The sequence below is a fragment of the Amycolatopsis sp. GA6-003 genome (assembly GCF_046267895.1).
GTDB lineage: Bacteria > Actinomycetota > Actinomycetes > Mycobacteriales > Pseudonocardiaceae > Amycolatopsis.
Genome location: NZ_CP176499.1, coordinates 4,797,209 through 4,818,421, shown reverse-complemented (window position 1 = coordinate 4,818,421; position 21,213 = coordinate 4,797,209). Strand labels below are relative to the sequence as shown.

The window sequence follows — 21,213 nt, the reverse complement described above, 5'->3', positions numbered from 1 at the left end:
CCGGGGTGGGTTGGTTGCCGCGTGCGCTCGTGGTTGTGGCTTGAGCGGGTGGGCGCGCCCTGGGCGGAGTTGCCGCCGTGGTGCGCGTGGCAGGTTCTCGCGGGCGTGGCTTCACCGGCTCGCCGAGCTAGTCATCTCCGGCGCAAGCACGCCCTCGGCCCGCCGCGTGAGCCCGCCGACGGCAGAAGCGGGAGGCACAGAGACCGTGCCCGGCACGGAACTGAATCGTGCCGGGCACGGGCAACACCGTGATTCGCCGTCAGATCAACGGGCCGCGGAACTTGGTCGTCCCCGGCACAAGCTGCACAGTCCCCAACCCGCCGTGAGCGTTCGCGTACTCCAGCTCCCGCGACAGGTCGCCGACGCCGTTCGTGCCGGGCTGTGGCAGCAGGTTCAGTGTGCTCAGCACCCCGAGGGCGTTGCCGTCGCGGTCGAGGAAACCGCTTCCGGAGTCGCCGGGGATGCCGGGGGTTACCGTGAAGACCGTGTGGCTCCAGCCGTTGCCGGCGTCGCCCAGGCTGGTGCCCTGTTTGGGGGACAGCTGGGTGATTCCGCCGCGGAGTTCGGAGTTGCCATAGCTGAGCACGGTGGCCAGTTGCTTCGTTCCGGTGGTGTTGACGCCGGTCGGGCCGCCCCAGAACGGGAGGCTCGGGTTCACCTTTGCCACGTCCGAGGGATCGATCTTCACGAGCGCGAGATCGTTGTACTGGCAGGTGTTCGCGTCCGCCTCGTGGCGGGATTGCATGGTCAGCCACGAGTTGTAGACGAGCGTTCCGGGCTTGCTCGCTCCGGCGATCTCGACCGGGGTGCCGAGCGGGAGCGAACCGGCCGAGCAACCGTTTGTTTCGGTCGAACCGCCGGTGCCGGAGCAGTGCGCGGCCTGTCCGAGAAAAACGTCGGTTCCGTTGCTGTACACGAAGTTCGAGGTGCATTGCGCCCCGTTGGTGTGCGTCTGCACCCCGGGGTGCACGGCGGCGGTGTCCGCGGGGGCCCAGGTCGGGGTCGCGGCCCACGCCGTCGCGGGCAGCAGTGCGGCGGCGGTCGCCAGTGCCGTCGCCGCACTGGCCCGGGCCAGTGGTCGAGGGGTCTTCATCGGGCTCCCTTCGAAAAGGCCAGCACTCACTCGGACGTGTGCTACTGACTGGTAGGCATCGCCGGTACATCACACCAGAGAGTGGTGCCAGTCACAACCGTTGTGACCCTGGGTGACTGTTGACCTAGAGCTAGCTGGAGGTTGCAGACTGTCCGGCATGGCTGCGGAATGGAACATCGAGGCAGTGGACGTCGACGCCTATCTCGCGCGCGTGGGACAGCGCCGGGAGAAACCGTCCATAGCGGCGTTGGAGCGGCTGGCGCGGGCGCACGTCGAGGCGATTCCGTTCGAGAACGTCGACGTGGTGATCGGCCGGCATCGCGGGATCGATCTGGACGTCGTGAGCGAGAAGATCGTCGGACGGCGTCGGGGCGGGTACTGCTACGAGCAGGCCGGGTTGTTCGCGGCTGTCGCCGAGCAATTGGGGTACGAAGTACAGCGCACCGTCGCCCGCGTGCAGCCGCATAAAGACGGGCCGTACACGCACATGACGCTGCTGATTACCGTTGAGGGGCAACAGTTTGTCGTCGACGTCGGGTTCGGCGACGGAATTCTCGTGCCGCTGCCGTTGATCGACGGGGCGGTAGTCGACCAAGCCGGGTGGCCGCACCGGATGTCCCTGCGAGACGGCTGGTGGGTGCTGCAGCGGCAGGACGGTGACGGCTGGGAGGACCTGCACGAGGTGCTTCCCCTGGTGCGCAGCCGGCCGCTCGACTACCGGGTGTTCCACCACTACACGTCCACCCACCCGAAGTCGCCGTTCACCGGGCGGATCGTGGTGATGCGGCTCGCGCCCGGACGGCTTCGCCGGCTGCTCGGCCGCGAATACCAGGAGAAGCACCCGGACGGCACGGTCGAGAAGCGCACGATCGAACCGGTCGATCTCGGCAAGACACTGGAGGACCTCGACGTCTTCCTCGCCGAGGACGAACTGGCGGCGCTGCTCGAGACCTACTGAAACAGCTCCGCCGCAGCCAGCGGCCGTCCCAGGTGATAGCCCTGTGCTTGGTCGCAGCCCAGCTCCCGCAGCAGCGCCAGTTCCTCCGCCGTCTCAACACCTTCCGCGACCACCGTCAGATCCACCGCGTGCGCCATCGCGATGATGCTCGTGACGATCGCGGCGTCGCGGGAATCGGCGATTCCGGTGATGAACGAGCGGTCGATCTTGAGGGTGTCCAGCGTCAGCCGGCGCAGCTGGGCCAGCGACGAATAACCCGTGCCGAAATCGTCGATCGCCAGCAGGACACCGAGAGAACGCAAGGCGGACAACACTTCCGCGGCCGCCGACGTGTCCCGCATCAGCGCGCTTTCGGTGACTTCCAGCGTCAGCGAGCCGGGCGGCAGGCCGGTGGTGGCCAGTGCGTCGCGGACCGCGGGCACCAGGTTGGGGTCGTCCAGCTGGCGCACCGAGAGGTTGACCTTCAAACTCAGATCGAGGCCGCGGCCGGTGCGCAGGGCGGCCAGCTCGCGGGTCGTGTCGCGCAGGACGTACTTGCCCAGCACGTTGATCAGTTCGCTTTCCTCGGCCAGCGGGATGAACTCCGCGGGCGAGATCGCGCCGTGTTTCGGGTGGGTCCAGCGCAGCAGCGCCTCGACGCCGACCATTTCGCCGGTGCGCAGGTCGACCACCGGCTGGTAGGCGGGCCATAGCTGTCCACTGTGGACAGCGTCGCGAAGGTCCTGTTCCATGCGCAGCCGGCGCTGCATGCGCTCGCGCAGGGCGACGTCGAAGAATTCGAACCGGCCGCGGCCGCGGGCTTTCGCTTGGTACATCGCGACATCCGCGTCGCGCAGCAGATCCTCGGCGCTGCGGCGGTCGTCCGGTTCGACGAGGACGATGCCCATGCTCGCGTCGAGATGCAGCTGCCGGCCGTGCACGGAAACCGGCTCCGCGAGAACGGATCGCAGGTGCGCGGCGAACACCCCGACCTGCGCCTTGCCGGTCGTCGCGGACGTGACCACCACGAACTCGTCGCCGCCCAGCCTGCCGACGACGTCGTCGGGGCCGGTGGCTCGGCGAAGGCGTTCGCCGGCGATGCGCAGGACCTGGTCGCCGACCGGATGGCCGAGGGAATCGTTGATCAGCTTGAATTTGTCCAGGTCGAGGAACAGCACGGCGGCCGGCGCCGCGCCGTCGCGGCGGTCGAGCCGGTCCAGGACCAGGGTGCGGTTGGCGAGCCGGGTCAGCGGGTCGTGGGTGGCCTCGTGGGCCAGCCGGGCGCTGATCGCGCGCCGTTCGGTGATGTCGGTGAAGGACGTGACCACCGTGACGCCCTTCGGGTCGTCCGGGTCGAGCAGCCGCGAGGTCAGCGACACCCACACGTCGCGGCCGTCGGGACGGCGCAGGCGCACGACCAGGCCGTTGTGCGTGATCCCAGTGCGGCGCGTGTGCATCGACGGCAGTTCGTCGTCCGGGATCCGGTTGCCGTCCTCGTCGAACAGCACGAGCGTCGTGCACGGCACGCCGAGCAGCTCCGCCTCCGGGACGCCGAGAATGCGGCAGGCCGACGGGTTCGCCGACTGGATCAACCCGGTCGGGCCGATCACCAGCACGCCCTCGTCCAGCGCGGCGACGACCGTCGCGTAGTGGTGTTCGACGCGCCGACGTGCGGTTTCGTCGGTGCAGACCAGCAGGAATCCGTCGACGGTTTCGGTCGCGGACACCCGGACCTGGCGCGGCGAGCCGTCCCGGCCGCGGTGGGTTTGCTCGACGACGCCGTCGCGGATGGCGGCCGGGTCCGGGTCGATGCCGAGCACCTCGTGCACCCGCCTGCCGAGCGCCTCGGCGGAGGGCCAGCCGTAGACGGTCTCCGCGGCCGGGTTCCAGCCGGTGACGATGCCGTCGGCGGTGATCGTGACGATGGCGTCGCTGACGTGCGTGACCAGCGCTTCCTGTGCGCGGACGGCGGCCGCGGCGGCGTGTTTGACGGTGCTGTCGCGGATCACCACTTGGAACGACGGCGGGTTCGAGTCGCTGGTGCGCACCGAAACGGTTTCCGCCACGAATTTGCTCCCGTCCAACCGTCTCAGCACTGCTTCGCGCGGTTCCGCGCTGGGATCTTCCAGCAGCTGCGCGGATTCGGCGGCCACGAAGTCCGCGAACTCGCGGCTCACGACTTCGTGCGCCGCCCGCGCCGCGAACAGGTCGAGCGCGGCCTGGTTGGCGTAGGTGACGACGCCGCCCGAATGCACGCAGATCGCGTCCGGGCTCTGCTCCATCAGCAGCTGGTAGCGGTCGGACAGCTCCGCGAGTTCGGACTTCTCCGGCGCGGTTTCCGCGACCGCCGAGGCGACGCCGAGCAGACCGGTCGTGTGGTCCCGTTCGCCGACGGTCCGCGCGTGCAACCGGATGCGGCGCGGGGTCCCGTCGGGGCCGTCTTGCGGTTGTTCGAGTTCGAAATCGCGGCCGGGCGGGGTGCGGCGGAGGTTCGCGGTGAGCGGGCGGAGCAGCTCGGTGAGCCGGTCGCACAGCTCCTTGCCGGTCGCGCCGGGGAGGCCGAGCACCGCGTCGAGGCCGGGCAGCCACGTGAGGGTCGCCGGTTCGGAGGCGTGCAGGGAGAACAGGACCCCCGCGCCGGCGTCCGGCCGCAGGCCCGCGAGCTGGGCGCGCCGGGTGATTCCACCCGGTTCACCGGCCAGGGCGTCAGCCTCCATGGTGCTTCCGATCCCCCTTGTCGGCGTATGGCCCGTCGATTACACCACCGAGTGAAGCCTGTGTATATCCGCACGGGGAGCCGCTTGCATCACTCGTCTGGACGCCGACGGGGGGTGCTATCGGGCGACGCGGGGCACGCTGCGCAGTCGTGGACCCCATACGAGCAGGCCGAAGTGGGCCGCGCAGGCATGGCCGAGGACGGTCACGACGGAGGCCAGAGTGGCCGGATCGTCGGTCACGTAGACGCCGATAACGAATAGCTCAAGGGCGGCGATCCCGGCGATCCGGGCCCGTCCGCGCAGCAGCGCGACGAGCACGCCGGCGGTGGTGAGGAAGCCGTAGCTGACCCCGATGTCGAGCCAGCGGCCCGCGGAACGCGGCAGGACGTCGGTGTGGATCAAGGCCATGACCGGCAGTTCGGTGGCGATCGTGGCGAGCACGTGCCCGCTGAAGAAGACCAGAGCCGTCCGGAACCCGCCGAACCGCCGCTCGAACGGCGCGACGGCGATCGCGAAGATCACCGCGTACGGCAGCCAGCCGCCGTCGGCGATCCAGAACGCGCTGGTCAGGAGTGCGGTGAGCGGATGGCGCGCCATGTTGTGCGCGTCCGTGCTGGACACCGCGAGGAGTTTGCCGGTGAGCTTGGGGCTGCCGAACCGGATGAGCAGCGAGGTGCCGAGGAGGAGGACGAGGTAGCCGAAGGTGAACGGCGTGGACCGCGGGCTGGGGACGAAGCTGAGCCAGGCGCGCTTCGGTCGCCAGCTGGCGGGGACGGCGGCCAGGAACGCGGGCTGGGGAGCGGGCTGGACGAGGTCGAGCGGGGCGTTCTTCGTCAGCAGGGCGGTGGTCGCCGGGGAGCCGAGGACGTCGGCCGAATGGGTTTCGCCCGCACGGGTCGCGGCTGGTTCGAGGACCTCGGCGGACGCTGCCGCCGGGCCGGGGCCCGGTTCGGCCGGAGCCTGCCTGCGCGGCCACGGCAAAGAGCGCCACTTCCGGGGAGTTCCCGTGGTGGCAGCACTGCGTGCCGGGCGGGGTGCCGGGTCCGGCTCGCGCAGCGACATGCGTCCAGGGTGGCTGGGCATGCTGGGATTTTGGCCAAGAGCAGCTGTGAATGCGCTGTGATTCACACCCGCTAGAGTGAGCACTCTGGGTAGAAGGTTTCCCTCTTTGTCACCCGTTCAGTGGCCTCATCCGGTAGGAATAGGCCACTCCTGGTGAAAGGTCTCGCTGGTGAACGACGAGGTTTCGGTCGCCGAGCTGCTGGTGCGCGAAGGACACGAGCGACGGATTCCGCCGCCGTCCCGGTCCCGGTGGCGCATGGTGTCGGTGATGCTCGCGGTGATCGTCGGCTGTGGTGCGGCGGCGATGCTCGTCTCGTACGGGACCACGGCGAACGACGGGGCCGCCCGGATCACCGAGATGCGCGTGATCGAAATGCCGGACCGCACTGGCGGCGCCGGCGGCGTCGATGAGACCAACCCGCCCACGCCCACCGGCGAGGAGACCGAAGAGGGCACTGCCGGCGTCGGGGACGTGCCTTCGACCAAGGCGAACGTCAATCCGTTCGGCGAGCACAGCACCCCGGACCATCCGGCCGATTCCGCGCCGGCACATCCGTCGTCCAGCGAACGGCCGGAGACCACCAGCCCGACCGGGCCGACGCAGCCGTCGTCCAGCTCGTCGAGTCCGCCGAGTTCGAGCCACCCGTCGACGCCGAGCAGCCATGAGCCGCCGTGCGTGCTGAACCTCATTTGCCTGTGACCCTGAGCGCGCGCTGAGCTTGGTCCGCGCGATACCGCGGAACCCGGCATGATCGGCCGCGTGCCGAATACAAAGCTGCGCTCCTGGCTCCTCGAAGGCGAGCACAAGCGCGCCCAGCAGATGACCGGTGGCAAGCGGGAGACCAAAAAGGCCGAACAGCCGTGGTGGAAGGTCATGTGCCTCACCGGCGTTGACTACTTCTCCACGCTCGGCTACCAGCCGGGGATTGCCGCGCTCGCGGCCGGAGTGCTGTCGCCGCTGGCCACTGTGGTGCTGGTGGTGCTCACGCTCGCGGGTGCGCTGCCGATCTATCGCCGGGTCGCGCGGGAGAGTCCGCATGGCCAGGGGTCGATCGCGATGCTGGAGAAGCTGCTGTCCCGGTGGGGCGGCAAGCTGTTGGTGCTTGCGTTGCTTGGCTTTGCCGCTACGGACTTCGTCATCACGGTCACGCTGTCCGCGGCGGATGCGACTGCGCACGTGATCGAGAATCCGTTTGTTCCGGCTGCGCTGCATGGTGGGCAGGTCTGGATCACGTTGGTGCTCATCGCGTTGCTGGGGGCGGTGTTTCTCAAGGGGTTCGCTGAGGCGATCGGGGTCGCGGTAGTTCTCGTCGGGGTTTATCTCGCGTTGAACGTCGTGGTGGTGGTTACCGCGTTGGCGCACGTGTTCGGGGCGCCGCAGTTGATTGTGGACTGGCAGAATTTGCTGATCAGCGAGCATCCCAATCCGTGGTTGATGGTCGGGGTGGCGCTGGTGGTGTTTCCCAAGCTCGCGCTGGGGTTATCCGGGTTCGAGACCGGGGTTTCGGTGATGCCGCTGGTTCGCGGGGACAGCGGGGACACTGAGGCGGATCCGGTCGGGCGGGTTCGGAATACGCGGCGGTTGCTGCTTACCGCGGCGTTGATCATGAGCGCGTTTTTGATTACGTCCAGCTTCGCTACTGCGGTGTTGATTCCGCAGCAGGAGTTTCAGGCTGGAGGGAAGGCTAACGGGCGGGCGCTCGCGTACCTGGCGCATAGTTATCTCGGTGATGGGTTTGGCACGGTTTACGATGTCAGCACTATCGCGATTCTGTGGTTTGCCGGGGCGTCGGCGATGGCGGGGTTGCTGAATATCGTTCCTCGGTATCTGCCGCGGTATGGGATGGCTCCGGATTGGGCTCGGGCTACTCGGCCTTTGGTGATCGTGGTTTCGGTGATCGCGTTCGTGATCACGTTGATTTTTGACGCTGATGTCGAGGCGCAGGGCGGGGCGTACGCGACTGGGGTGTTGGTGTTGATCTCGTCCGCGTCCGTTGCGGTCGCGTTGTCTGCTCGGCGGTTCAAGCAGCGGGCGTTTTGGGGTTATCTCGTTATTACGCTGGTGTTTTTGTATACGACGATCGCCAATATCGTGGAGCGGCCGGAGGGGGTGAAGATCGCTGCGTTCTTTATTGGGACGATTGTGGTTACCTCGTTGGTCTCTCGGGCTACTCGGTCGTTGGAGTTGCGGGTTGAGAAGGTTGAGTTCGACGCGGCTGCGCAGCGGATCTTGGACAAGGCGGTGCGGTCCGGGGCGGTTCGGATCATTGCCAATGAGCCGGATGCCCGGGACGAGGCGGAGTATCGGGAGAAGGAGCGGGAGGCTCGGGAGGACAACCATATTCCTCGGGACAGTGCGTTGTTCTTTCTCGAGGTGACTATCTCGGATGCTTCGGATTTTGAGACTACCTTGCGGGTGCATGGGGAGAAGCGGGCTGGGTATCGGATTTTGCGGATGAAGAGTCCGTCTATTGCCAACGCTATTGCTGCGGTGTTGTTGCATGTTCGGGACGAGACTGGGGTGCAGCCGCATATTTACTTTGCTTGGACGGAGGGGAATCCGTTCAAGTTTTTGGTTCGGTATTTGTTTTTTGGGGATGGGGATGTGCCTCCGGTTACCCGGGAGGTGTTGCGGAGGGCGGAGCCGGATCCGCAGCGGAGGCCGTTGGTGCATGTGGGGTGAGGGGTCGGCTCGTCGCCTGGCGGCGACATTGCTGTTGATGGGTTGCGTGGGGCACCCCGAAGCCCAATTGTGCTGACGGGCGGTGGGTGCTTGTCAAGGCGGGAAAGATGCCTTGACAAGCACCCACCGCCCGCAGGGAGGCTTCGTATCGGGGTGTGGGGGAGGGGCTGGGTGCCTCGCTGTTTGGGTGCAGCGGTTGCGGTTTTGTGTGCTGTTACGGCAGTAGGTCTTTCTTGTGTTTTTGGCCTAGGTGGTTGAAGAGCAGGTTTAGTGCGAAGGCCAGTATTGCTGCGACGGTGATTGGGCTGCCGCAGATTGTTCGCAGCCAGGCTGGGAAGTGTTGGAAGAACACCGAGTTGCCGAAGCGGTCTAGGCCGAAGGCGGGCAGCAAACCGACGCCGATCGCCACGGAGGCCACGAAACCGTTGTGGTTGCCGGAAAACTCGACCTTCTTGAGTGTCTGCACGCCGACCACCGCGACCATCGCGAACATCACTACCGCGACGCCGCCTACGACTGGTTCTGGGATCGCGGCGATGAACGCGCCGATCTTCGGCACCAGGCCCATCACGATCAGCATGCCGCCGGTCGTCGCGACCACCCAGCGGCTGCGTACGCCGGTCATTTGCACCAGGCCGACATTCTGTGCGAACGCGGTGTCCGGGAAGGAGTTCATGAAGCCGCCGAAGATGGCTGACAAACCGTCGGTCGCCAGGCCGCGGGAGAGGTCCGCGGGGGTGACCGGGCGGCCGGTGATCTCGCCGACCGCGATCAGGTCCGCGGTGGTTTCGGTGAACGACACCAGCATTACCACGCACATCGACACGACCGCGGCGACCGGGAACGTCGGTGCTCCGAAGTGGAATGGCGAGGCCAGGCCGAACCAGCTCGCGTCGGTGACGCCGGAGAAGTGCGTGCGGCCCAGGGGAATCGCGATCAACACCCCGGCGATGAGGGCGACCAGCGGGCCGATCTGGCCCAGGAAGCCGCGCAGGACACGGGTGAACAGGACGACCAGTGCGATCACGCCGAAGGCCAGTCCGAGGTTCGCCGGATCGCCGTAGGACGGGTCGCCGGTGTCGTGGCCGCCGATCATCGCCGTGCCGGGGCCGAGCAGGGAGATGCCGATGACCAGCAGCAAGCTCCCGGAGACCAGCGGCGGGAAGAACCGGATCAGCGCGGCGAACGGCCGGGCGATCAGCAAGCCGAAGACGCCCGAGGCGATCATCGCGCCGTACACCGCGGTGAGGCCGTACTGCGCGGCGATCAGGATCATCGGGTTGACCACGGTGAACGTCGCGCCCGCGACCACCGGCAAGCGGACGCCGAACAAGCGTCCGATGCCGACCGACTGGACCACAGTGGCCAGTCCGGCGACGAAGAGGTCGGCGTTCACCAGCAGCGCGATCGACGCGTTGTCCAGGTGCAGCGCGCTGCCGATGACCAGCGGCACGGCGATGCAGCCGGTGTACATGATCGCCATGTGCTGCAGTCCGAGCAGGAGCAGCCGTCCGGCGGGAAGCCCCCGGTCGACCGGGTGCGCGGCGTGGGTCATGAGCGGCTCCTTCTGTGTGGTCCCGCCGGATTATCGCTGCACATACCGCCGGTTTGTGTGTGACCATGCCAGCATGACTGCACGACCTCCGTTCCGTGCCGATCATGTCGGGAGCCTGCTGCGGCCGCCGGTGCTGCGCGAAGCGCGGCGCGACCACGCGGCGGGGGAGATCTCCGCCGAACAACTGCGAGCCGTCGAGGACGACGCGATCCGCGACGTCGTGAAGATGCAGAAGGCGGCCGGTCTGCGCTCCGCGACCGACGGAGAGTTCCGCCGGGCCTCCTGGCACATGGACTTCATCTACCAGCTCGGCGGCGTCTCGCGCAGCGACGAGCGGCTGCACGTGAAATTCCACAATCTGGCAGGCGACCTCGAGTTCAGCCCGCCGGGCCTGCAGGTCGACGGCAAGGTGCGGCTGGACAAGCCGATCTTCGCCGACCACTTCGAGTTCCTGAAGGCGCACACCGACCCGGGCATCACCCCGAAGCTGACCATCCCGTCGCCGAGCATGGTCTATTACCGCGGCGGCCGGGCGGCGGTGAGCGAGACCGTGTACCCGGAGCTGGACGAGTTCTTCACCGACCTCAGCGCGGCGTACGCGGAGCAACTGCGGGCGATGAGTGGCCTGGGCTGCACGTATCTGCAGCTGGACGACACGAGCCTGGCGTATCTCAACGACCCGAAGCAGCGCGAACTCGTCGCCCGCATGGGCAGCGACCCGGACACCATGCACCTGCGCAACATTTCGACGATCAACGCCGCGCTCGCCGGAAAGCCGGCCGACCTGACCGTGACGACGCACCTGTGTCGCGGCAATTTCCGCTCGTCGTGGGTGGCTTCCGGGAGCTACGAGTTCGTCGCCGAGGCGTTGTTCGGCGACCTGGCGGTGGACGGTTTCTTCCTGGAGTACGACGACGAACGCTCCGGCGGCTTCGAGCCGCTGCGGTTCGTGCCGAAGGGAAAGCGGGTCGTGCTCGGGCTCGTCACCACCAAACGGCCGGAGCTGGAAGACCCGGACGCGCTGGTGCGGCGGATCGAAGAAGCGTCGCGGTACGTGGACGTGGACCAGCTGTGCTTGTCGCCGCAATGCGGGTTTTCGTCCACTGAGGAGGGAAACGACCTGACCGCCAGTGAGCAGCTGCGGAAGCTGGAGCTGATCGTTTCGACGGCGGAGCGGGTCTGGGGCCGCTCGTGAAGGACTCCTTCACGGACGTTCGGTGAGGTAGCGCGACAGCTGGGCAGCCCCGTCCAGCATCGCGTGCGCCCGCGCAGTGAGCCGGGAACGCCAGGTACGCAAGGCTTCTTCCAACGGCCCGACCCCGCCCGCGTGCCGGACCTGCTCCAGCACCGCGGCGATCCGGGCGAGCGGGTAGCCGCCGCGGCGCAGTTGATGTGCGAGGCGGGCGTCGCGCACCGCGGCCGGTGGGTAGCGGCGGTTTCCGGCTCGGTCTCGTTCCGGGTGGACGATCCCGGCGGCCTCCCATTTGCGCAGCGTGGCGGGATGCACGGACAGCTGGTGCGCGAGCGCGCCGATCGACGGCACGGTCTGGCGTACGTCCGGTTCCTGGCTCAGGTTTCGCAGCGCGTGCTCGACTTCGGTGAGCGTGTGGCGGTCGCGCAGCAGTTCGGCGTGGCCCTCGTCGATCAGCTGGAACGCGGTGTCTTCCGAACGCTCGTTGACCGCGCGGAGGATCGCTGCCGCGCGGGCGTGACCGAAGCCGGGGCGCAGGGCGAGGAAGGCGCGCAACGCTTGCGCGTGGTGTTCGGTGTACGTCCGGTAGCCCTGCGGTCCGCGTTCGGCGGGCGGGAGGATGCCGTCCTCCTCGTAGTTGCGGACGGCCTGGGTCGACAAGCCGTGCTCGCGGGCGAGGTGTTTCGGCCGCATGTCACCTCCGGTTTGAGGGTTTCCCGCCATTCAACCAGGTGATTCGCAGCAAAGTGCCAACGGAGAGTTCAACGATACGGTCAAAGCAATGCAAACCTTTGACGATTTCCTCGCCCGCCGTTCGCCGACCCTGCTCGGGCTGGGAGAGCCCACGCACTGGGCCGAGGCCTTCCCGTTGTTCCGCAACGAAATCTTCCAGCACCTCGTCCTCGAACACGGCTACCGCTCGATCGCGCTGGAGAGCGACTGCCTGGCCGGACGCCTGGTCGACCGCTACGTGACCACCGGCGAAGGCGACCTCAACCAGGTGCTCGCCACCGGGTTCAGCCACGGCTTCGGAGCGTTCCCGGCGAACCGGGCGCTGGTCGAGTGGCTGCGCGACCACAACGCCGGCCGCGAGCCCGAGGACCAGGTCCGCTTCCACGGTTTCGACGCTCCGCTGGAGATGGCCAGCGCGCCCAGCCCGCGCGCGGTGCTCACCGAACTGCACGGCTTCCTGTCCCAGCACCTTGACGCCGTGCCGCACGACGTCGCGACCATCGAGCGGCTGGCTGGCGACGACGCGGCCTGGGCGGACGAAGCGGCGATGTGGGACGGAGCCAAGTCCATCGGGGACAGTCCAGAAGCGCGGGAGCTGCGGTTGATCGCCGACGATCTCGCTGGCTTCTTCGAACGCTCTCGCCCGGCGTTGCCCGACGGCGGAGACCTGCTCGCCCGGACCGCGGTCGGGCTCTGCCGCTACCACTCGCTGATGGCCGACACCTCGTCGGAACGATTCAGTCGGCTAGGGGCGCAGCGCGACGCGATGATGGCGGACAACCTGCTCGCGCTGCCGGGCACCTTCGTCTCCGCGCACAACCAGCACCTGCAGCGGCGCGCGGCCTCGATGATGGGTGCGCAGTGGTGGAGCGCGGGCGCGCAGGTCGCGCACCGGCTCGGGGACCGGTATGTGTTCATTGCCACCGATTTCGGCTCCTCCGATGCGGTAGGGGACCCCGCGCCGGGAACGCTGCAGGCGTATCTCGCCGCGACGGTGCGGGACCGTGAGCTGGTCGAAACCGCCGGAATCGACCCCGGGCTGCCCGCGCGGCCGGGCGACGGACGCGGGTATCTGCCGTTCGACGCGGTCGAGGCGGCGGACGCGATCGCGTTCCTGCACCGGGTGTGACGGCCGCTCCTCGACGGCCTCGGCCGAGGTGTGCTCAGATGGAGCCGAGATGTCGGGAGGAGCGAGATGAGCACCGAGACCGTTCTCGTCGTCGGCGGTGGGCAAAGCGGATTCCAGGCCGCGGCGTCCTTGCGGGACAAGGGGTTCGCCGGCCGCGTGGTCCTGATCGGCGACGAGCCGGGGGTGCCGTATCAGCGGCCGCCGCTGTCGAAGGCGTACCTGGCCGGCAGCGCCGGCGTCGAGCAGCTGGTGCTGCGGCCGGAGGACTACTTCGCCGAGAAGGACATCGAGCTGGTCCGCGGCCGGGTCGCCGCGATCGAACGGGACGCGGCGAAAGTCCGGCTCGAGGACGGCACGGAGCTGGGTTACGACCATTTGGTGCTGGCCACCGGCGCGCGCAACCGCGCGTTGCCGGTGCCCGGCGCCGACCTCGAAGGCGTCCTGACGCTGCGCACCCGCGCGGACGCCGACCGGCTGCGGGCTTCGCTTGACGCGGCGGGCGACGTCGTGGTGATCGGCGGCGGGTTCATCGGACTGGAGTTCGCCTCGCACGCCGGTCGCCCGGTCACCGTGGTGGAGGCGCAGGACCGGCTGCTGGCGCGGGTCGCGTCGCCGGAGATCTCGGAGTTTTTCGCCGAACACCACCGGGCGGCCGGGCACACGGTGGTGCTGGGCGTCGGGGTGACCGCGCTGCACGGGTCCGGCCACGTGGAGTCGGTCGAGCTTTCGGACGGGCGGCGGCTGCCCGCGGACCTCGTGGTCGTCGCGGTCGGCGTGCTGCCGGAGACCGCGCTGGCCGAGGCAGCCGGGCTCGAGGTGCGCAACGGCGTGGTCGTGGACGAGCACCTCCGCACCGCGGACCCGAAGATATTCGCGATCGGCGACTGCGCGTGCTTCCCGTGCGTGCAGGCCGGTGCCGCGACCCGGTTGGAATCCGTGCAGAACGCCGTGGACCAGGCCCGTTCGGTGGCCGCGGCGATCACCGGGGAACCGGCGCGGTACGACAGCCTGCCGTGGTTCTGGACCGACCAGACCGGCGCGAAACTGCAGATCGCGGGCATCCTCGCGGCCGCGGACCGGACCGTGGTGACCGGTGATCGGTCCGCCGGGAAGTTCTCCGTGCTGTCCTTCCGCGACGACGTGCTGATCGCCGTCGAATCGGTCAACCGAGCCCCGGACCACATCGCCGCGCGCCGGTTGTTCGCCGCGGAACCGCGTCCGGCGTACGCGGATCTGGAAGCCAGCTCGTTCGATCTGAAAGCACACCTGAAGTCGCGCACCGCGGCTTGATCGGAGGTTCCGTTGCGCACGCAGGTCGCCGTGATCGGCGCTGGCCCGGCTGGGTTGCTGCTGTCGTATTTGCTGCACCAGGCAGGTGTCGAAGCGGTCGTGCTCGAAGCCCGCGACCGCGAGTACGTGCGGCAACGCGTGCGCGCCGGGGTGTGCGAACAACCGACGGTCGACCTGCTGACCGAGATCGGCCTCGGCGGCCGATTGGCCGCGGAAGGCTTGCCGCACGAGGGTTTCTCGCTCCGGTTCGACGGTGCTGACCACCGCATCGCGCTCACCGAGCTGACCGGCAAGTCGATCACGGTGTACGGGCAGCAGGAGATCGTGAAAGACCTCGTCGACGCGCACGAGGCCGCGGATCTTCCGCTGCACTTCGAAGTTTCGGAAGTTTTTCTGTCCTCATTGGACACTTCGCGTCCGGTGGTGCGTTACCGGGATTCTTCCGGGGCGGAGCAAACCCTGGAATGCGACGCGGTAGCAGGCTGCGATGGCTTCCACGGCGTCTCGCGTCCGTCCATTCCGGACGGTGTGCTGACGACGTTTGAACGGGAGTACCCCTTCGCCTGGCTGGGGGTGCTGGCGCAGACCCCGCCGTCGCACGAGGAGCTGATCTACACGCATCATCCGCGGGGATTCGCCTTGCACAGCATGCGTTCCCCGGACGTCACGCGGCTGTACCTGCAGGTTGCTCCCGGAGAGGACCTGGCGGCGTGGTCGGACGACCGGATCTGGACGGAACTGTCGACCCGCCTGGCGGTCGAGGGCGAGTTCACTCTGCAGGAAGGGCCGATCCTGGACAAGGGCATCACGCCGATGCGAAGCTTCGTAACCGAACCCATGCGCCACGGCCGGTTGTTCCTGGCCGGGGATGCCGCGCATATCGTCCCGCCGACCGGGGCCAAGGGAATGAACTTGGCGGTGGCGGACGTCGTGGTGCTTTCGCGGGCCCTGGTTGCTTTGCTGCAGGGGGATTCGACCCTGGCGGAGTCCTATTCGGACACTTGCCTGCGGAGGGTGTGGCGGGCGGAGCACTTCTCGTGGTTCATGACGACGATGCTGCACGTGGACCCGGAGGCGGACGCGTTCGCCCGGCGGCTGCAGCTGTCGCAGCTGAGGTACACGGCCTCGTCTAGGGCGGCGGCGACGAGTTTGGCGGAGAACTACGTGGGGTTGCCGTTCGCCTGAGCGCGCCAACCTGGTCAACCCAAGGTTGACGCCCGCCAATCGTCAACCTACAGTTGACGGCATGACCGACTCCGTGAAACTCGACGACCTCATCAGCGCCATCAAAGCCAACAACGAAAAAGACGCCCTCGCCCAGCTCACCGACGCCGTGTACGTCGGTCAGCATCTCGGCGAGGTCGCGGACCACCTGATCGGCCACTTTGTCGACCAGGCCCGCCGCAGCGGGGCTTCCTGGACCGACATCGGGGCCAGCATGGGCGTGTCCAAACAAGCCGCCCAGAAGAGATTCGTGCCGAAGAGCGACGATTCCTCCGGCGGGATCCAACGGACGTTCGGGCGCTACACCGACCGGGCGCGGCACGTCATCGTGGCTGCTCAGCAGGCGGCGATCGAGGGCAAGAACGCCGAAATCGACACCGTGCACCTGCTGCTCGGCCTGCTTTCCGAACCCGACGCACTGGCCGCGGGCGCGATCGTCGCCCAAGGCGTGACGTTGGAGGCGGTGAAGGAAGCCGCGGAGGCGAAGCTGCCGGAACCGGTCGACGACGCGCCGGATCCGGTGCCGTTCGCTCCGGCCGGCAAGAAGGCGCTGGAACTGACCCTGCGCGAGAGCTTGCGGCTCGGGCACAACTACATCGGCACCGAGCACATTCTTCTCGCCTTGCTGGAACAGGGAGAGGGCGCGGGGTACGAAATCCTTGCCGCACTGGGGGTCGACAAGGGCAAGGCCGAAACGAAGATCAAGGAATTTCTCGCGGAAATCCTCGGCACCTTGGGGAAATGATCGCCATCGCGCTCGCGGTGCTGTTCGTGGTGACCCTCCTCTAGCAAAGAAGGGCTCTCCCCAGCCCGGGGAGAGCCCTTCCGCAGCACCAAAATCAGGCCTCGACCTCGGACTGGTCTCCGGCCCACAGCGTGTGGAACGAGCCAGGGCGGTCCACCCGCCGGTAGGTGTGCGCGCCGAAGAAATCGCGCTGTCCCTGCACCAGCGCAGCCGGCAGCCGGTCCGCGCGCAGCCCGTCGTAGTAGGCCAGGGCGGTCGAGAAGCCGGGCGTCGGGATGCCAAGGCGGACCGCCGTCGAGATGACCGAACGCCACGAGTCCTGCGCGTTTTCGACCGCGGTCCGGAAACCGCCGGACGTCAGCAGCGTCTCCAGGCCCGGCTCCGCGGCATAAGCGGACGTGATGTCGTTCAGGAACTTCGCCCGGATGATGCAGCCGCCGCGCCAGATCGCGGCGACGCGACCCAGGTCGATGTCCCAGCCGTACTCCGCGGCACCCGCCTGGATCTGGTTGAAGCCCTGCGCGTACGCGACCACCTTCGACGCGTACAGCGCCTGCTCGACGTCGTCCGCGAAGGTCTCCAACGCGGACCCGGTGAGCGGCGTGCGCGTCGGGCCGCCCAGCCCGCGGGCCGCCGAACGCAACCCCGTGGACCCGGACAGCGACCGGGCGAACACGGCCTCCGCGATGCCGCTGATCGGCACGCCGAGGTCGAGCCCGATCTGCACGGTCCAGCGGCCGGTGCCCTTCTGCTCCGCCGCGTCCTCGACCACGTCGACGAACGGCTTGCCGGACGCGCCGTCGACGTGCTTGAGCACCTGGGCGGTGATCTCGATCAGGTACGAGTCGAGCCGTCCGGTGTTCCAGGCGCCGAACACGTCGGCGATCTCCGCCGGGGAGTAGCCGGCCGCGCCGCGCAGCAGGTCGAACGACTCGGCGATCAGCTGCATGTCGGCGTACTCGATGCCGTTGTGCACCATTTTGACGAAATGCCCGGCCCCGTCCGCGCCGACGTGCGTGCAGCACGGTTCGCCGTCGACCTTCGCCGAGATGTCCTCGAACAGCGGGCCGAGCGACTCGTAGGACTCCTTCGACCCGCCGGGCATGATGCTCGGCCCGTGCAGCGCGCCTTCCTCGCCGCCGGACACGCCGGTGCCGACGAAGTGCAGGCCGCGTTCGCGCAGCGCCTGCTCCCGGCGCCGGGTGTCCGCGAAGTGCGCGTTGCCCGCGTCCACGATCACGTCGCCCGGCTCCAGCAGCGGCGCGAACTCCTCGATGACGGCGTCGGTCGGGCCGCCCGCCTTCACCATGATCACGATCTGCCGCGGCCGCTCCAGCGCGTCGACGAACTCCTGCGCGGAGTACGCCGGGATGAAGTCGCCTTCGTCGCCGAACTGCTCGACGAGCGAGCGGGTCCGCTCCTCGGAGCGGTTGTGCAGGGCGACCGTGTGCCCGTGCCGGGCCAGGTTCCGCGCCAGGTTGCGGCCCATGACCGCGAGGCCGGTGACCCCGATGCTCGCCTTCTTGCTCATCCGAAACCTTTCCGAAAACCTCTGCCGGATTCCGAGCCTAGTCAACCCTCGTGAGTGGCAGTCCCGGTTAGAACCGTGATTGACACTCACGAGAAGCAGCGGATCGGGCCCCCGTTCCAGGCCAGCATGTCCTTCAGCGGAGCCACGAGATCGAGTGGCGCACCCCACCCTGCGCCGTCGAGTTCGGCGTACGCCCGGTGCAGGTTCCCGGCGAGGCGCTCCTGCTCGGTCAGCTCGGCGAACCGGCCGAGGTCGGTCGCCTTCGCCTGTTCCAGCGGCGAGCGCCCGGCCGCCTTGCCGGTTTCCGCCGCGCGCTGGACCAGCTCCAGGTAGTCGTCCACCGCGTCCACCGTCTCGAGCCCGCACACCGGGCCGTGTCCGGGCAGGATGACCGCCGGGTCGAGTTCGCGGATCACGTTCAGCGCGGCCCGCCAGCCCGCCACCGACCCCATCAGCGCGAACGGGCTGCCGCCGTTGAACACCAGGTCGCCCGCGTACAGCAGGCGCTGCTCGGGCAGCCAGGCCAGCACGTCGTTGGTGGTGTGCGCGGCGTGCCCGGGGTGGATGAGGTCGATCCGGGTCTGCCCGGCGTAGAGAGTGACCGTGTCGTCGAAGACCAGGTCGGGCACGCGCAGTTCGAGCGTGCCCCAGTCGCTTTCGGTGAAGACGCCCTCGTACCGCTGGATCCCGTCGGCCAGCAGCGTCTCGCGGGTCTTGCGGTGGCCGACGACGGTCGCGCCGCCGACCAGATAGTTGCCGTTGGTGTGGTCGCCGTGGTGATGCGTGTTGACGAGCGTCGTGACCGGGCCGACGGTGTCGCCGACGGCCGAAAGCAGCGCGCGCGTCCGCCGTTCGGTCGCGCATGTGTCGATAAGCACAGCGTGCCCGTCGGCGTCGACGAAGCCGCAGTTGTTGATGAACCAGGAACCGTCGGGCTGGACGTAGCCGAACGCGCCGTCTGCCAGCTGTTTGACGCTCGCCGCGTCAGGGGATCGATCGATCACGCGCACACTATGCCGCCCGCGCCGCCGCTGCGGGGCGTCGGCGGCTCAGCTGTGCCCGGAAGTCTCCTCTTAGTCCGAATGGAGTAGCCGAGATGTCCGCGGCGCCCGGAATTCGCTGCTCCGGCAGGGTGACCTGCCGGGTGACTGGCGTTCTCGCGCATTTCCTGAAACGCTGCCGGATGTCATCATCGAACTCCGTTGGGTCGCAGTGGCCTGGGTGGTTCGTAGTTCGCGGTCCGGCGGAGAGCCCGTCGGCAGGAGTGGTCCAGGAGAGCAAGGGGAGATGGCGAGCACCGTCACCTCGCGCCGCAAGCAGCTCGGCAATGAGCTCAGGCATGCTCGAAACGCCGCGAAGATGACGCAGCAGCAAGTCGCCGAGGTACTCGGCTGCACCCAGGGCAAGGTCAACAAGATCGAATCCGGTGCGGTGGGGGTCAAGCTCGGAGATGTGCGGACCATGCTGAACGCGTTCGGGATCAACGGCGAAGAAGCCGACACTCTGATGAACCTGGCCCGGGCCGCGGCCGGGCAGCGCGGCCATTGGTCGGGCTACCGGTCGGTGGTGCCGCACTGGTTCCGCACCTTCACCGACCTCGAGCCGGCCGCCGCGGAGATCCTCACCTGGCACGGCGAGCGCGTGCCGGGGCCGCTGCAGTCCGAGCACTACATGCTCAAGCAGTTCACCGAGGCGGGAGCCACCGACGTCACGTCGCTCGTGCGCAACCGGCTCGACCGCAAGGCGGTGTTCGACCAGCAGCAGCCGCCGTACTACCGGTTCATCATCAGCGAGGGCGCGCTGCGCCGCGCGCCCGGCGGGTTCGCGCCCGCGGTGATGCTGGACCAGGTCGAGCACCTGCTCGCACTCGACCGGCACCCGCGCGTGTACGTGCACGTGCTGCCGTTCAGCGCGAAGCTCGCCGCGGTGCCCAACGACTTCACGATCATGCGGTTCCCGGACCGCACCCGCGACTTCGTCTACATCGAACACTCCGCGGGTGGGCTGTACCTCGACGACGTGAAGGACTTCAACATCTTCGTGGACTCGTGGGACCGGCTGCGCGGCGCTGCTCTGGAGCGGGGCGAGACGCGGCAGTTCCTCAAGGAGCTGGCGGAAAGTTACCGCGCGCAGATGACGTGACCAGTGCTTCGAGCACGGGCACGGTGTCTTCGGCGGCGGGGAGTGCGTTGATCTCGGCTTGTACGCGGCGTGCGGCTTCGCGGTAGCTGGGGTCGGCGAGGATCTCCGCGGCGGCTTGGCGGATTTCGTCCGGAGTGGACGTTTCCGGGTCGAGCGCGCGGCCGACGTGCAGCTCGGCGCAGCGCCGGGCGTTGCCGGGCTGGTCGGCGCCCATCGGGAAGAGCAGCGACGGCAGACCGTGCGAGAGCGCTCCGATCACGCTGCCGGACCCGGCGTGCGAGATCATCAAATCGAGGCGGGGCAACAGTTCGGCCTGCGGCACGAACCGTTCCACGCGGACGTGCGGCGGTTGCGGTCCGAACTCGGCGGGGTCGATCTGGGTGCCGACGGTGGCGGTCACGTCGGCGTCCAGCTGGCCCAACCCGGCGAGAGTGCGCTCGATGAGGTCGCCGGACTCCAGGTTGAAGTTGGTGCCGAGCGTGAAGTAGACGCGCGGCCTCTCGGCGGGCGGGCGGGGCGCGACCGGATCTCCTTGGCGGAACGAGAAAGTGCCGGGCGGCAGCGGCGAGCCGGGGTCGCGAAAGGACGGCGGGAGCGGCGAAAGCACCTGGCCGCGGGTCAGCAGGTTCAGCTCCGGATCGTCCGGCAGGCCGTGCGCGGCGCGGGCCTCGGCGAGCGGTTCGGCGAGAAGTTCCTTGCGCAGCAACGTTCCCGCGGCGAGCACCAGCACGGTGGCGCACGGCAGGCCAAGCACCTCGGCGGCGATCGCGGCGGAGAAGTCCACCTCGTCCCGGACGATCAGGTCCGGCCGCCATTCCCGGGCCAGCTCCAGCAGCACCGGCACGTGTTCGCGCGTCGCGCGGCGGGCGAACAGCTCGCGGATTTCCCAGTCGTCGCGCGCCGGATCGACCGGCGGCATCGGCTGTCGCGTCGCCTCGATCTCGCGGGGTTCGTTGACCGCGAAGGTCGTGAACCCGGCCTTGGCGAGCGCGGGTACGTGCGAACCGCCGCCGGCGACGGCTACCGTGTGGCCGCGCGCGAGGAGCGCTCGCGCGACCGGAGCCATCGGATCGAAGTGGCCGCGACCGCCGACGAACGAGAAGAGGATGCGCATCCACCGCAACCTAGTAGCCCGGACGTACCAAGGTCGTGGCATTTTCGGGCGGTTGCCGGGGGCGGCG

17 protein-coding genes are annotated in these 21,213 nt (G+C 68.4%); 9 read left to right on the top strand and 8 right to left on the bottom strand.

Features of this window, described 5'->3' with window-relative positions; genetic code table 11:
* Positions 1 to 259 precede the first annotated feature (259 nt).
* On the bottom strand, positions 260 to 1,093 hold the full coding sequence (locus tag F9C12_RS21525) for a serine protease (protein WP_409461635.1): 834 nt from the start codon (positions 1,091 to 1,093) through the stop codon (positions 260 to 262).
* A 157-nt stretch (positions 1,094 to 1,250) separates the two neighbouring features.
* Between F9C12_RS21525 and F9C12_RS21520 the strand changes: the two genes are divergently transcribed.
* Positions 1,251 to 2,051 carry an arylamine N-acetyltransferase family protein gene (locus tag F9C12_RS21520; RefSeq protein ID WP_409461634.1) on the top strand — a complete coding sequence of 267 codons (801 nt, stop codon included), beginning with the start codon at positions 1,251 to 1,253 and terminating at the stop codon, positions 2,049 to 2,051.
* On the opposite strand, the gene F9C12_RS21515 is transcribed toward F9C12_RS21520, so the two are convergent.
* Both F9C12_RS21515 and F9C12_RS21510 read right to left on the bottom strand, forming a co-directional pair.
* Positions 2,045 to 4,747, bottom strand: coding sequence for an EAL domain-containing protein (locus F9C12_RS21515; RefSeq protein ID WP_409461633.1), 2,703 nt, complete (start codon positions 4,745 to 4,747; stop codon positions 2,045 to 2,047). The two genes, F9C12_RS21520 and F9C12_RS21515, sit on opposite strands and share 7 nt — an antisense overlap.
* Positions 4,748 to 4,864: 117 nt before the next feature.
* Complete coding sequence (locus tag F9C12_RS21510; RefSeq protein ID WP_409461632.1) at positions 4,865 to 5,830, bottom strand: rhomboid-like protein; 966 nt, start codon at positions 5,828 to 5,830, stop codon at positions 4,865 to 4,867.
* A gap of 148 nt (positions 5,831 to 5,978) precedes the next feature.
* Here F9C12_RS21510 and F9C12_RS21505 point away from each other — a divergent pair, with 148 nt between their 5' ends.
* On the top strand, positions 5,979 to 6,509 hold the full coding sequence (locus F9C12_RS21505; RefSeq protein WP_409461631.1) for a hypothetical protein: 531 nt from the start codon (positions 5,979 to 5,981) through the stop codon (positions 6,507 to 6,509).
* Between the two features lie 48 nt (positions 6,510 to 6,557).
* Positions 6,558 to 8,492, top strand: a complete 1,935-nt coding sequence (locus F9C12_RS21500; RefSeq protein WP_409461630.1) for an APC family permease — start codon at positions 6,558 to 6,560, stop codon at positions 8,490 to 8,492.
* A 214-nt stretch (positions 8,493 to 8,706) separates the two neighbouring features.
* Here F9C12_RS21500 and F9C12_RS21495 read toward each other — a convergent pair whose 3' ends face one another.
* The gene (locus F9C12_RS21495; protein WP_409461629.1) at positions 8,707 to 10,047 is read right to left on the bottom strand and encodes a nucleobase:cation symporter-2 family protein; all 1,341 of its coding nucleotides are present in this window, start codon (positions 10,045 to 10,047) and stop codon (positions 8,707 to 8,709) included.
* A 73-nt stretch (positions 10,048 to 10,120) separates the two neighbouring features.
* Between F9C12_RS21495 and F9C12_RS21490 the strand changes: the two genes are divergently transcribed.
* Positions 10,121 to 11,242 (top strand): 5-methyltetrahydropteroyltriglutamate--homocysteine S-methyltransferase, encoded by a 1,122-nt coding sequence (locus F9C12_RS21490; protein WP_409461628.1) that lies wholly within the window; start codon positions 10,121 to 10,123, stop codon positions 11,240 to 11,242.
* Between the two features lie 9 nt (positions 11,243 to 11,251).
* Here the strand turns inward: F9C12_RS21490 and F9C12_RS21485 are convergent, their stop codons facing one another.
* Entirely contained in the window at positions 11,252 to 11,932 is a 681-nt protein-coding gene (locus tag F9C12_RS21485; protein ID WP_409461627.1) for a MerR family transcriptional regulator, read from the bottom strand.
* Between the two features lie 88 nt (positions 11,933 to 12,020).
* On the opposite strand from F9C12_RS21485, the gene F9C12_RS21480 reads away from it, so the two are divergent.
* The 4 genes from F9C12_RS21480 (at position 12,021) to F9C12_RS21465 (ending at position 16,359) form a co-directional block, all read left to right on the top strand.
* The gene (locus tag F9C12_RS21480; RefSeq protein WP_409183681.1) at positions 12,021 to 13,100 is read left to right on the top strand and encodes an erythromycin esterase family protein; all 1,080 of its coding nucleotides are present in this window, start codon (positions 12,021 to 12,023) and stop codon (positions 13,098 to 13,100) included.
* A 66-nt stretch (positions 13,101 to 13,166) separates the two neighbouring features.
* Positions 13,167 to 14,390 carry an NAD(P)/FAD-dependent oxidoreductase gene (locus tag F9C12_RS21475; protein WP_409183680.1) on the top strand — a complete coding sequence of 408 codons (1,224 nt, stop codon included), beginning with the start codon at positions 13,167 to 13,169 and terminating at the stop codon, positions 14,388 to 14,390.
* A 12-nt stretch (positions 14,391 to 14,402) separates the two neighbouring features.
* Complete coding sequence (locus F9C12_RS21470; protein ID WP_409461626.1) at positions 14,403 to 15,575, top strand: 4-hydroxybenzoate 3-monooxygenase; 1,173 nt, start codon at positions 14,403 to 14,405, stop codon at positions 15,573 to 15,575.
* Between the two features lie 61 nt (positions 15,576 to 15,636).
* Positions 15,637 to 16,359: a Clp protease N-terminal domain-containing protein gene (locus tag F9C12_RS21465; RefSeq protein ID WP_409461625.1), complete on the top strand. Its 723-nt coding sequence runs from the start codon at positions 15,637 to 15,639 to the stop codon at positions 16,357 to 16,359.
* A 94-nt stretch (positions 16,360 to 16,453) separates the two neighbouring features.
* Here F9C12_RS21465 and gndA read toward each other — a convergent pair whose 3' ends face one another.
* Together gndA and F9C12_RS21455 are read right to left on the bottom strand one after the other, a co-directional pair.
* Positions 16,454 to 17,890, bottom strand: a complete 1,437-nt coding sequence (gndA, locus tag F9C12_RS21460; protein WP_409461624.1) for an NADP-dependent phosphogluconate dehydrogenase — start codon at positions 17,888 to 17,890, stop codon at positions 16,454 to 16,456.
* 86 nt (positions 17,891 to 17,976) lie between these two features.
* Positions 17,977 to 18,894, bottom strand: a complete 918-nt coding sequence (locus tag F9C12_RS21455) for an MBL fold metallo-hydrolase (RefSeq protein ID WP_409183676.1) — start codon at positions 18,892 to 18,894, stop codon at positions 17,977 to 17,979.
* 283 nt (positions 18,895 to 19,177) lie between these two features.
* On the opposite strand from F9C12_RS21455, the gene F9C12_RS21450 reads away from it, so the two are divergent.
* A complete protein-coding gene (locus tag F9C12_RS21450; RefSeq protein WP_409183675.1) occupies positions 19,178 to 20,032 on the top strand; it encodes a helix-turn-helix domain-containing protein in 855 nt (284 codons plus the stop codon).
* Here the strand turns inward: F9C12_RS21450 and F9C12_RS21445 are convergent.
* Entirely contained in the window at positions 19,992 to 21,146 is a 1,155-nt protein-coding gene (locus F9C12_RS21445; protein ID WP_409461623.1) for a glycosyltransferase, read from the bottom strand. The genes F9C12_RS21450 and F9C12_RS21445 overlap by 41 nt on opposite strands.
* Positions 21,147 to 21,213 lie beyond the last annotated feature (67 nt).